General features: G+C 34.0%; 12 protein-coding genes and 1 riboswitch. Of the genes, 8 read left to right on the top strand and 4 right to left on the bottom strand.

What is annotated here, in order from left to right:
• Positions 1 to 3: 3 nt before the first annotated feature.
• The 3 genes from BC952_RS03955 to BC952_RS03945 form a co-directional block, all read right to left on the bottom strand.
• Positions 4 to 300: a thioredoxin family protein gene (locus BC952_RS03955; protein ID WP_091165834.1), complete on the bottom strand. Its 297-nt coding sequence runs from the start codon at positions 298 to 300 to the stop codon at positions 4 to 6.
• 72 nt (positions 301 to 372) lie between these two features.
• Positions 373 to 1,608: a metallophosphoesterase gene (locus BC952_RS03950; protein WP_121364335.1), complete on the bottom strand. Its 1,236-nt coding sequence runs from the start codon at positions 1,606 to 1,608 to the stop codon at positions 373 to 375.
• Positions 1,609 to 1,778: 170 nt separating this feature from the next.
• Positions 1,779 to 3,275 (bottom strand): hypothetical protein, encoded by a 1,497-nt coding sequence (locus BC952_RS03945; RefSeq protein WP_121364334.1) that lies wholly within the window; start codon positions 3,273 to 3,275, stop codon positions 1,779 to 1,781.
• A gap of 336 nt (positions 3,276 to 3,611) precedes the next feature.
• On the opposite strand from BC952_RS03945, the gene polA reads away from it, so the two are divergent.
• Positions 3,612 to 6,455: a DNA polymerase I gene (gene polA, locus BC952_RS03940; RefSeq protein ID WP_121364333.1), complete on the top strand. Its 2,844-nt coding sequence runs from the start codon at positions 3,612 to 3,614 to the stop codon at positions 6,453 to 6,455.
• 84 nt (positions 6,456 to 6,539) lie between these two features.
• On the opposite strand, the gene BC952_RS03935 is transcribed toward polA, so the two are convergent.
• On the bottom strand, positions 6,540 to 7,562 hold the full coding sequence (locus tag BC952_RS03935; RefSeq protein ID WP_121364332.1) for a LacI family DNA-binding transcriptional regulator: 1,023 nt from the start codon (positions 7,560 to 7,562) through the stop codon (positions 6,540 to 6,542).
• Between the two features lie 341 nt (positions 7,563 to 7,903).
• On the opposite strand from BC952_RS03935, the gene rplM reads away from it, so the two are divergent.
• The 7 genes from rplM (at position 7,904) to thiS (ending at position 12,594) form a co-directional block, all read left to right on the top strand.
• The gene (gene rplM / locus BC952_RS03930; protein ID WP_066080505.1) at positions 7,904 to 8,359 is read left to right on the top strand and encodes a 50S ribosomal protein L13; all 456 of its coding nucleotides are present in this window, start codon (positions 7,904 to 7,906) and stop codon (positions 8,357 to 8,359) included.
• The gene (gene rpsI, locus BC952_RS03925; protein WP_121364331.1) at positions 8,359 to 8,745 is read left to right on the top strand and encodes a 30S ribosomal protein S9; all 387 of its coding nucleotides are present in this window, start codon (positions 8,359 to 8,361) and stop codon (positions 8,743 to 8,745) included. The genes rplM and rpsI overlap by 1 nt, the downstream gene beginning before the upstream one ends.
• 174 nt (positions 8,746 to 8,919) lie before the next feature.
• Positions 8,920 to 9,717, top strand: a complete 798-nt coding sequence (gene rpsB / locus BC952_RS03920) for a 30S ribosomal protein S2 (RefSeq protein ID WP_121364330.1) — start codon at positions 8,920 to 8,922, stop codon at positions 9,715 to 9,717.
• A gap of 111 nt (positions 9,718 to 9,828) precedes the next feature.
• Positions 9,829 to 10,791 carry a translation elongation factor Ts gene (gene tsf, locus BC952_RS03915; RefSeq protein ID WP_121364329.1) on the top strand — a complete coding sequence of 321 codons (963 nt, stop codon included), beginning with the start codon at positions 9,829 to 9,831 and terminating at the stop codon, positions 10,789 to 10,791.
• Between the two features lie 135 nt (positions 10,792 to 10,926).
• Complete coding sequence (locus tag BC952_RS03910) at positions 10,927 to 11,580, top strand: queuosine precursor transporter (protein WP_121364328.1); 654 nt, start codon at positions 10,927 to 10,929, stop codon at positions 11,578 to 11,580.
• A 3-nt stretch (positions 11,581 to 11,583) separates the two neighbouring features.
• Positions 11,584 to 12,144 (top strand): DNA-3-methyladenine glycosylase I, encoded by a 561-nt coding sequence (locus BC952_RS03905; RefSeq protein ID WP_121364327.1) that lies wholly within the window; start codon positions 11,584 to 11,586, stop codon positions 12,142 to 12,144.
• Positions 12,145 to 12,227: 83 nt separating this feature from the next.
• Positions 12,228 to 12,324, top strand: a riboswitch (TPP riboswitch).
• A gap of 63 nt (positions 12,325 to 12,387) precedes the next feature.
• The gene (thiS, locus tag BC952_RS03900; RefSeq protein ID WP_121364326.1) at positions 12,388 to 12,594 is read left to right on the top strand and encodes a sulfur carrier protein ThiS; all 207 of its coding nucleotides are present in this window, start codon (positions 12,388 to 12,390) and stop codon (positions 12,592 to 12,594) included.
• Positions 12,595 to 12,668: the final 74 nt, after the last annotated feature.

Below are 12,668 nucleotides of genomic sequence, written 5' to 3'. Positions count from 1 at the left end.
ATTTTACAATTGCTCCTGAACGATTCCAATAAGGGTATTGGCATCTAATTCTCCAGATTGTCTCCAGATCATTTGACCTTGTTTGTAAATCATCAATGTAGGTAAACCTTTGATACGTAAAGCATCCGCTAATTCTTGATTTTTATCCACATCAATTTTAATCACTTTTGCTTTATCGCCAAGAGCTGCTGCTACATCTCTGATAACAGGATGCATAGAAACTGATGGTTCATTCCATTCCGTGTAAAAATCAATTAACACAGGTACTTGAGTATTTATAAGTTCTCCAAATTTTGACATAAAACCAAAAATTTAATTTTTAAATTCACTAAAAAGAGATATTTATTTTACAAATGTAGCATTTTTAACGTATTATGCCACATTCGTACCCTTTTTTAGTTCAATGACCGTTATTTCCGGCATAATTCCTACTCTACCAGGATAGGCATGAAAACCAAATCCTCTGTTTACATAAACGTATCGCCCTAGATTTTCGTACAAACCAGCCCATTGTTTATAAACATACTGTGCCAGACTCCATTTGAAATAGCCCGGAATTTCGATACCAAACTGCATTCCATGTGTATGACCCGAAAGCGTGAGGTGATAATGCTTCTCATCATGTTGCACAATGTGCTCCCAGTGTGAAGGATCGTGACTCATCAAAATCTTGAAGTCTTCTTTCTTTAACGTTCCCGCAGCTTTATTCAAATCTCCGGCCTGCTTGAAGTTATGACCCCAGTTTTCGACACCAACCAATGCTATTTTGGCATCTCCTTTTTCGATAAAGGTATGTTCATTCAGTAATAAATTGAAACCAATTTCTCCATATAAACTCTTTATAGCTTTAAAATTATCCTCTTTTGCAGCTTCTGATGGCCAAGTTACATATTCGCCATAATCATGATTCCCCAAAACGGAATATTTGCCATATTCGTGTTTTTTAATTCTATTGAACGTTTCTATCCAAGGACGCATTTCCTTGGCATCAGTATTTACAATATCACCCGTAAACAGAATTAAATCTGAATTTTGCTCATTAACCAAATCAATCGCGTAATTAATTTTTTCAGGATTGTCAAAACTTCCGCTGTGAACATCCGATATTTGAGTAATTGTAAAACCATCAAAAGCTTCCGGCAAATCAGGAAAAAAAATGCGTTGTTTAATTACCTTATAATTGTATTTCCCAACCGTCACACCATAAATCAAAGATAGAAAAGGAACCGCCGCTAATCCTAACCCTATTTGACTGACAAATTTTCGTCTGGAATTAAGGAAATCCGTGCTCTTGTCATAATCTACAAAATAATTTACGGTTCCTGCACCCAATCTAAAGATATCTTCTCCCATTAACACAAGAGTCAAAATTAATTTTGGAACGTAAACAATCAGCAGCAAACCCATGATTACCATCATGTGTTGGGTTTGACCAACGTTTCGGTCAAATTGCATTATCGAATAAACAATATATACTAAGACTACGATGCTAATGAGCTGAATGGAGAACAAAATTGGCTTTGATTTTATCAAAGTTTTTAATACTTGAAAAGTATAAAGCTCAATAACAAGAAGGATTAAGCACAAGAATACGATACGAAAGATCATTTTAATCAAATTTTATACAAAATAACAAATTAAGAACATAGCATCTCTTGATATTAATCAAAATTTAACTAAAAATAAAAAAGTCATGATTTAATAGTACGAAAACAAAAAAGGTTAGTATGTTCAATCACACTAACCTTTCCTGCTGACTAAAAACTAAACCAAGTACTTTAATTTACAATAAGATTCATAGACACAGTCAATATATTACCTGATCCATAACCTCCCCCAACATATCGCTGAGCATAAACTTCAACATAATCATTTGGTGCTAGGTCCACAATTGTCTGAAAAGGTACCGCAAGTACGTCAGTCGTTGAGTTGGAACTTACATAAATTTTAGACTGATTGATTACTACACCATTTTTCGCAACATAAAATATATATAATGTTGTGTTTGCAGTTGCTTGAAAAGAAGAAGCACCACTTATTTTAAAAAATCTTTTTTTATTCCCTAAATATTGTAATCTATTATCAACACCTCCTCTGGAAAACCTAAATAAATTATTTGATGTCGTAGTAGCAACCACTTTGGTTGGAGTACCACTCAATGTAGTTCCGGCACCACCACCTAATCCAAAATCGCAATTAGCATCCCCTACTGCAACGTCGTCATCTTCAACAGGAATTCCTGGGCAGTTAACTTCCCATTTATTATTAAAATTATATCCCGAATAGTTTCCACTTGTATATCCTTTTACATATTGCCCTGTAGTTAAAGCTCCTGTAAAAACCACTTCGCTCATAAGCGCATCACCTGTAATTGTAGGATTAGAAGACACATCGATACCAATTTTAGTGCCTACTACTTCACTAAAACCTCCCGTTTTTTCAACCAAACCAAAAGTGCCTTGAAACGTTTCATAAGTTCCCGAATTAGTACCAAACCAACCCATATTACTCAAAAGTAATTTACTGATATCTTTATATACAATCCCTGTTGCATTTCCAGCATACTGTACAATACTAACAAATACTAATGCGAAATTTTCAATTTTACCAACACTAGCTGAACTTGCAACAATGCAATCTCTAAAAACAAGATTTTGAGTTTGTGTTCCCGCACCAATTGAACCCGTACCAACAATATTAAAAACATTTCCAGCAGAAGCGACCAAAGTTAATACCCTTATAGATCCTCCTGTTGTACCTACAAAAAGATCTCCAGATGATTTAATCAATTTATCATCATTAGAGTCTAAACCTACCACATAAGCATTATTCAACTCAATAGGTAAATCTACCATAATAGTTCCATTTATTTCATATAGTGTTTGAGAATCCAAGAGATATTTTGTGTTTCCACCAGCAGTTTTTTCTGCAGCTAAAACCGTTGCCAAGACATCTGTCGATTTAATTCTCTTAAACTTCGATCTCCCTTGCGCACTATTAATCCAAGTAGTTGCAGGTAAATCATAATAAGAGAAAAGTTTTAAATCAGTATCATAAACCATTAATCCATTAGCAGGAGAAGCAATTGCAATTTTCTGTGCCGTTGTCATTCTCGGAACTAACAATCCTTGAGTTGTAGAAGACACATCTAAGACAGAACTTGCATTCGGAGTAGTAGTTCCAATTCCTACCTGTGCGAACACATTTGTTGTTATTGTCATAAAAATTAACAAACAGGCTTGTAATACCTTTTTAGCGGCGTAATTTTTTTTCATAACAAATTTATTGAGTGAATATAAGACTTAAAAATAAAAAAAATCATTTAAATAATCGATTAAAAACACATATAATCGATTAAATACACTTTTTGTGTCTTAATCATATTAAAAAACTTACTATTTTTATTGTGATACTCTTTTCTTTTTAGCTATTTATACGTATTTAATTTAACCTCTAGTTCTATTAAAAGGAGTTCTTTTTACAAAAGCCACAAGATTGCTGCTTAGCACGAATATGTAAATTTCAACTGAAATTGGAACAAATCCTGCAATCCTGCACTCCTTTATATAACAAGTTTTGTACTTTTGAAAACTTTACAAAAACCATAATTCATGTCACAACAAAAACGCCTTTTCCTACTAGATGCTTACGCTTTAATCTTTCGTGGCTATTATGCCTTCATAAAAAACCCAAGAATCAACTCAAAAGGAATGGACACATCAGCCATTATGGGATTTATGAATTCCTTAATGGATGTAATCAAAAGAGAAAAACCAGATCATTTAGCCGTTGCTTTTGATAATGGCGGAAGTCAGTTACGAAATGATATATTTCCTGAGTATAAATCCCACCGCGATGCTACTCCAGAAGCCATAAAAATTGCTATTCCTTATATCCAAGAGTTACTGAAAGCCATGCATATTCCTATTATTGAAGTAAAAGGATATGAAGCTGATGATTTAATTGGTACAATTGCCAAACAAGCAGAAAAACAGAACTACAAAGTCTTCATGGTTACACCAGATAAGGATTTTGCACAACTGGTTTCTGAAAATATTTTCATGTACAAACCTGCCAGAATGGGAAATGGGATAGAAATTTGGGGAATTCCAGAAGTTTTGGCAAAGTTTGAAATTGAACGACCGGATCAAGTAATTGACTTTCTTGGAATGATGGGTGATGCAGCCGATAATATTCCTGGACTTCCTGGCGTAGGCGAAGTAACGGCCAAGAAACTGCTGAAGGAATTTGGAACCATGGAAAATCTTTTGGCAAATACGGACAAGCTCAAAGGAAAAATGAAAGAAAACATTGAAGCCAACAAGGAAAAAGGATTGTTATCCAAAACTCTGGCTACCATTCTTTTAGATTGCCCTGTTATTTTTGATGAAATCGATTATGAATTATCAACTCCAGATGTCGAAAAAACAGATGCGCTATTCAATGAATTAGAATTCCGTAGAATGGCAGAACAATTTGACGCCATATTCAAAAAAGGCGGAAGTGCAACCGCCAACAGCAATCCGGTTGACGAAACTAAACTGTATAAAAAACCACAACCTAAAAACGAAGAACAGTTCGAACTTTTTGGAAGTGCCATCCAAGATGATTCTTCAGAAGAAACACGCCATCAATATTATAATAATTTAGAAAATACTGCACATTCCTATCAGATAATTCAAGGTGATTTAGGATTGAAACTGCTGTTGCAAAATTTACAAAAACAGTCTTCTGTTTGTTTTGATACAGAAACAACCGGACTTGATGCTTTGCATGCCGAATTAGTGGGAATCTCATTTTCGTATGAAAAAGGAAAAGGATTCTATGTTCCTTTTCCGGAAAATCAAGAGGAAGCACAAACTTTACTAGAAAAGTTTATTTCTTTTTTCGAAAATGAAAATATTGAGAAAATTGGTCAGAATTTAAAATACGATTTAAAGATTCTTTCTAATTACAATGTTACCGTAAAAGGAAAACTATTCGATACGATGATTGCCCATTATCTGATCAATCCGGATATGCGTCATAATATGGATATTTTATCGGAAACATATTTAAAATATTCGCCTCAATCCATTGAAACGTTAATTGGTAAAAAAGGAAAAAACCAAAAATCAATGCGTGATGTTGAACTGGAAGAAATAAAAGAATATGCCGTTGAAGATGCTGATGTAACTTTGCAACTCAAGGAAATATTCACTTTGGAATTAGACAAAACCGGAACTAAAAAACTTTTTGAGGAAATCGAAATTCCATTAGTAAAAGTTCTGGCAGATATGGAAAAAGAAGGAATCCGTGTAGATGTAGATTTCTTAAAATCACTGTCCCAAACATTAGGAGATGACATCAAAATATTAGAAGCCAACATATTCGAAACTGCTGGAGAGAAATTCAATCTGGCTTCCCCGAAACAACTGGGTGATGTTTTATTTGATAAATTAAAAATTGGAGGCGTAAAACAAAAGAAAACAAAAACCGGTCAATATGCAACTGGAGAGGAAATCTTAAGTTATTTAGCCGCCGAAAACCCAATTGTAAAAGACATTCTTGATTGGAGACAATTGGTAAAATTACAAAATACTTATGTCGAGGCTTTACCCAATCAAGTAGACAAAATCACAAACCGAATTCATACCGATTATATGCAAACCGTTGCGGCAACAGGTCGGTTGAGTTCGAATAATCCCAACTTGCAAAACATCCCGATTCGTACCGAACGTGGAAGACAGATTAGAAAAGCATTCGTTGCCCGAGATGAGAACTACACTTTAGTCTCTGCCGATTATTCTCAAATAGAGTTGCGTGTAATTGCTGCATTGAGCGGGGAAGAAAACATGATTAAAGCATTCCAAAATCATGAAGACATTCACAAATCTACGGCTTCAAAAGTATTTAATGTACCGCTTGAAGAAGTGACTCGCGAGCAACGAAGTCATGCCAAAACGGTAAATTTTGGAATTATATATGGGGTTTCGGCTTTTGGATTGAGTAATCAAACTAACTTATCCCGCAAAGAAAGCGCTGATTTAATTGAGGCATATTATCAAACTTATCCAAGATTGAAGTCCTACATTCAGGAACAAATAGATTTTGCAAGAGAGAATGGTTATGTGCAAACAATATTAGGACGTCGTCGTTATTTGAAAGATATCAATTCACAAAACGCCATTGTTCGCGGTGGTGCAGAACGAAATGCGGTAAACGCACCAATACAAGGAAGCGCTGCAGATATTATCAAAATTGCGATGATTAATATTCATGAAAAACTCACGTCTGAAAACTGGAAAAGTAAAATGCTACTTCAGGTTCACGATGAGCTTGTGTTTGATGTACATAATGATGAACTCGAAAAAATTAAACCGATGATAAAATACGAAATGGAACATGCTTTCAAGTTAGATGTTCCTTTGGATGTTGATCTAGGTGCGGGAAAAGATTGGCTGGAAGCACATTAAAATTATATTTTATTGTATTCAAAAAAAAATCTCTAATCATTCAAAAACGATTAGAGATTTTTTGTGTTTATTATAAATGAGTTGCTACAATTTTCTTGTTGATTCTCTCTCTTTCAATTTTGTTTTTATAACAATAGTTTCATAAGGAACATGCTCTTCTTTAGATTCCAATCTGTCAATAAGTAATTTAGCGGCTACTTCACCTATTTCTATTCCGTGTTGACTTACAGTCGTTAAACTTGGAGAGAGTCTTCGAGAAGCGAGAATTCCATCGGCAAAACCAATTATTGAAATATCTTCCGGAACTTTAAATCCTTTTTTAAGCGCGATACGCAAAGCTGCTACTGAATCATTTTCATCCAAAGCAAAAATACCGTCAATTTTATTTTCAAAAACTTTCTCGATTTTATCTTTTAAATCCTCTTCAGAATCTGTTCTAAGAATTATATTCAAATTCACAGGAATATTATTATTTTCCAATGCTTTAAGATACCCATCAGCTCTAAGTTTTCCAACACTTAAATTATCAATAGAAGACAACAAAGCGATATTTTTGCAGCCCAAGTCTATTAAATGTTGTGTAGAATTTAAAGCAGAATCAAAATCATCTACAATTACTTTATCACAATCAACTCCGTCTGCAATTCGATCAAACATAACAATGGGAGTTCCATCATTAATGATTGCAGAAAAATGCTCGTAATCTTGATTTTTTTGCGCTTCTTCGGAAACGGAAACAATAAATCCATCAATGGTTCCATTGCTTAACATTTCCAGCGTATGCGCTTCTTTTTCTGCAGATTCGTTAGAGATACACATAATGACATTGTATCCTTTTTCATCAGCGATTTTCTCAATACCACTAAATACTTTGGCAAAAAAGGAATTTAGAATATTTGGAATAATCACCCCAATCGTTTTTGTCTTCCTGTTTTTTAGATTCAGACCAATTACATTCGGTTTGTAATTTTTAAGTTTTGCATATTCTTTGATTTTTATTTTAGTTAAATCACTAATCTCTGGACTATCATTAAGCGCTTTTGAAACTGTTGAAACAGAAACATTAAGTTCTTTTGCGATTTGTTTTAATGTAGCTTTGGCTTTCATGGAGAAATATTTAGTGTAATTGATAAGGTAAAAATAGGCACAAGATAGAAATAATTAGATTATTAACTAGGTAATGGACAAAAATAGCCAATATAATATAAAATTTACATGTAAAAAATAAGGAATATTCAATAAATGTATAAAAAAAATCAAATCAAAACTTGTCATAGCTACAGCTGCTGATTAATAAATTTAGTAATCAAAAAATATTTTAAATATACATTTGATAATCAGCACTAAAACAAAAAAAAATAATCTTTTAAGGTATTTGTATTTAAAATAATTAATTGTACTTTTGCAACCCCTTTATTGGGGATGGAATGTTTAATTAAAATAATATTATGGACGCATTAAGCTACAAGACACAATCAGCAAGCAAAGCCACCGTTACAAAAGAGTGGATTGTTGTAGACGCTGATGGGCATAACTTAGGTCGTATGGCTTCGAAGATCGCAATGATCCTTAGAGGTAAATACAAAGCTAGTTATACACCGCACGTTGACTGTGGAGATAACGTAATTGTTATCAACTCAGAAAAAATCAACCTTACAGGAAACAAGATGAAAGAAAAAACTTACATCCGTCACACTGGCTACCCTGGAGGACAAAGAACTTTAACTGCTGAAGTATTGCAATCAAAAAACCCTGCATTACTAGTTGAAAAAGCGATAAAAGGAATGTTACCTAAAAACAAGTTAGGTGCTGAACTTTTTAGAAATTTAAATGTTGTTGTAGGATCAGAGCACAAACAAGGCGCTCAAAAACCTAGAACAGTTAACCTTAACGATCTTAAGTAATGGGAGTTATTCACAAAATCGGTAGAAGAAAAACCGCTGTTGCACGTGTTTATGTTTCAGAAGGAACAGGAGTAATCACTGTAAACAAAAAAGCATTCGAAACGTACTTCCCAACTGCAACTTTACAGTACAAAGTATTACAACCTATGTCTATGACAGAAAACGTAAGCAACTTTGACGTAAAAGTTAACGTTTACGGTGGTGGTTCAACTGGTCAAGCAGAAGCTGTAAGAATGGCATTGGCACGCGTTATGTGTGAAGTAAATGCTGAAAACAGAGGGATATTGAAACCACAAGGTTTATTAACAAGAGATCCAAGAATGGTTGAACGTAAGAAATTCGGTCAGAAGAAAGCTCGTAAGAGATTCCAATTCTCTAAACGTTAATATTACCTGTCTTGTTCAAATGGGACAAGACATCGTTCATTTATTATTGAATTTAAAAAACAAAGTTGTTGTTGCTCTCCTACTGAGGTAGGAAATAGTTTAGCATCTAAATGTATAAAGCCGAGAAACCGCCATTTATTCATTGCTAATCAACAGAACGTAAACTAGAACAAAATGGCAAACAAAGTAGAAGTAAAAGACTTACTAGAAGCAGGTGTTCACTTCGGACACATGACTAGAAAATGGGATCCAAACATGGCTCCTTACATTTATATGGAGCGTAATGGTATTCACATTATCAATCTATATAAAACTGCAGCAAAAATTGAAGAAGCTAATGAAGCTTTGAAAAAAATCGCGGCATCAGGTAGAAAAATATTATTCGTTGCTACCAAAAAACAAGCAAAAGACATCGTTGCTGAAAAAGCAAAAGCTGCAAACATGCCTTACATCACTGAAAGATGGCCTGGTGGAATGCTAACTAACTTCGTAACTATCCGTAAAGCTGTTAAAAAAATGGCTACTATTGATAAAATGAAGAAAGATGGTACATTCATGACCCTTTCTAAAAAAGAGCGTTTACAAGTAGATCGTCTTCGTGCTAAATTAGAGAAAAATTTAGGTTCAATCGCTGACATGTCTAGACTACCAGCTGCATTGTTCGTAGTTGATATCAAAGCGGAACATATCGCAATAAAAGAAGCTCAAAAATTAAACATTCCAGTTTTCGCAATGGTGGATACCAATTCTGACCCAAGAGAGGTTGAATTCGTAATCCCATCTAACGATGATGCTTCTAAATCAATTGATAAAATTTTATCTTTAGTAACAGCTGCAATTGTTGAAGGACTTTCTGATAGAGGTTCTGACAAAGAAGGTGAAGCAACTGCTGAAGTTGTTGCTCCTGCTGCTGAAGTAGCTGAGGTTGCTCCTGCTGTTGAATCAGCTGCTCCTACTGCAACTGAAGAATAAATAAAATAAATTTAAAGATTGAAGGGTTTAAAGATTAAAAATTATTGATTGCAGAATTAATAATAAGATCCTTAAATCTTTCAATCTTTTAATCTTTAAAATAAAAAAATTATGGCAACAATTACTGCTGCAGACGTAAATAAATTAAGACAAACTACAGGTGCCGGAATGATGGACTGTAAAAAGGCTTTAGTTGAAGCTGATGGAGATTTTGACAAAGCTATTCAAAACCTTAGAGAAAAAGGACAAAAAGTAGCTGCTAACCGTTCTGACCGTGAATCTTCTGAAGGAGCTGCTGTATCTTTTATTAATGCAGACAAAACTAAAGGAGCTATCATCACTTTAAACTGTGAGACAGATTTCGTAGGTAAAAACGAAGCTTTCGTAACTTTAGCTAAAGAATTAGTTGAAAGAGCGATTAACTACTCTTCTAAAGAGGAATTTTTAGCTTCAGATTTCAACGGAATTACTGTTGCTGAAAAACTAATCGAGCAAACTGGAGTAATTGGAGAAAAAATTGAAATCGGTGGTTTTGAAATTTTAGAAGGTGCTTTCGTTGGATCTTATGTTCACGTTAACAAAATTGCTGCTTTAACTGCAATATCTGCACCAATTGCTAATGGTGACGTTATAACTAAAGACATCTCTATGCAAGTAGCATCAATGGGAGCTGATACATTATCTTACAAGGATTTTGATCCTGCTTTTGTTGAGTCTGAACTTGCTGCTCGTATTGCTATCATCGAAAAAGAAAATGAAGAAGCAAAACGTTTAGGAAAAACATTGAAAAATGTTCCTAAATACATTTCTTTCTCTCAATTAACTGAAGAAGTTTTAAAACAAGCTGAAGAGGATGCTAAAGCTGAATTAAAAGCTGAAGGTAAACCAGAACAAATTTGGGATAAAATTATCCCTGGAAAAGTTCAACGTTTCATCTCTGACAATACTACTTTAGATCAAGAGAAAGCCTTATTAGATCAAAACTTCATCAAAGATGACAGTAAAAAAGTTAGCGATTATGTTAAAGGATTCAACGTTGAGATTACAGGTTTCAAAAGAGTTACTTTAGGATAATTTATTGCGAGGAACGAAATCACATTAGTAAATTTCACAATCCGAATTTATATAAAATCCCATCTTATTTGAAAAAATGAGATGGGATTTTTCTTTTAAAAATAAAACCCTAAATTTGAATACTAATTTTTTTTTATGTTTAAAACCAAAAAAGAACTTGTCTTTGTTATTCTAGCAGGAATCTTCATTACTAACGCCGTTACCGCAGAACTCATCGGTGGAAAACTGATACAAATAGGTCCATTTGTAATGAGTATCGGTATTTTACCCTGGCCTATCGTTTTCCTAACCACCGATTTAATAAATGAATATTTTGGAGAAAAAGGAGTAAAAAAACTGTCTTTAATCACAGCCGGTTTAATTGCTTATGCTTTTATCCTCTTGTTTTTAGCCATAAGTATTCCCGCAGCAAAAGGAATAAGTCCGGTAAACGACGACCAATTTTTTGCAGTTTTTGGGCAAAGTATGTGGATCATCGTTGGAAGTATCATCGCATTTCTAGTTTCACAATTGATTGATGTAACTATCTTTTGGTTTTTCAAAAACCGTACAGGAAATAATAAAATTTGGCTTAGAGCAACAGGTTCCACTATAATTTCTCAATTATTTGATTCTTTTATTGTACTGGGAATCGCTTTTTGGTTACCCGGTAAAATTAACTTTGATACTTTTATCACATCTGCATTAACAGGCTATACTTTTAAACTCGGAATTGCCATTCTCTTGACGCCATTGATATACTTGGGTCATTATGTTATAAAAAACTATTTAGCCTCTGAAAAAGAATAAAACATGGAAGAAAAAACAAGATGTAAATGGTGCGTTGGAATTGATATTTACGAAAAATACCATGATGAAGAATGGGGAGTCCCAGTTTATGAGGACCAAAAATTATTTGAATTCTTAATCTTGGAAACTTTCCAAGCGGGACTAAGTTGGATTACAATCCTTAAAAAGAGAGAAAACTTCAAACTAGCTTTTGATGATTTTGATTATAAAAAAATCGCTCTTTATACCGAAGATAAAATTCAAGAATTACTCCTTGACGCGGGAATTATCCGCAATCAATTGAAGGTTCGCGCAGCTGTTTCTAATGCCGTTGCATTTATGAAAGTCCAAGACGAATTTGGTAGTTTTTCTAATTACATCTGGAAATTTACCGAGGGAAAACCAATTCAAAACAACCGAAAATCCTTAAAAGAAGTTCCTGCAACCACACCACTTTCGGATGAAATCAGCAAAGATTTAAAAAAACGCGGATTCAAATTTGTGGGTTCTACGGTGGTTTATGCGCACATGCAAGCCACCGGAATGGTTGATGATCACGTAGCAAATTGCTGGAAGAAAGAGTAATGAGCAATCCGTTTTCATCTTTAAAAAATTAACAAATAAAACTTTAAATCTGAAACTTTAAACAAAAAAACTATTACATTTGCTTCACACTTTAGGGGTGTCTACAACATTGTAGGCTGAGAATTACCCTCTGAACCTGATCTAGTTCATACTAGCGTAGGGAAAAGTAAGATGACTTCCGCGCACATTTATGTGTCATTGTAGCCATTCCTAAAGTATAACTATATACTAAATTCAAAAGGAATGGAGCTCAAAATCAACAATCAAACAAAACATTTTGCAACTGACAGTCTAACTGTTCAGGCACTTCTTGACTTGGAAATTCCCGAAAAACAAAACGGAATTGCTGTAGCCATTAATAATACCGTGATTCCAAAATCCAACTGGAATTCCCATCCTATACAAGAAAATAACGACATCCTCATCATCTCTGCTACTCAAGGAGGATAAACATTTTAATTTAAAGATTGAAAGATTTAAGAATTAAAATATTCATCAAATACCTCTCTTAAATCTTTCAATTT

It is taken from the genome of Flavobacterium limicola, from assembly GCF_003634755.1.
Lineage (GTDB): Bacteria > Bacteroidota > Bacteroidia > Flavobacteriales > Flavobacteriaceae > Flavobacterium > Flavobacterium limicola.
Note: the sequence above shows the minus strand (reverse complement) of the source record. Positions and strands in the feature narration are given on the sequence as shown.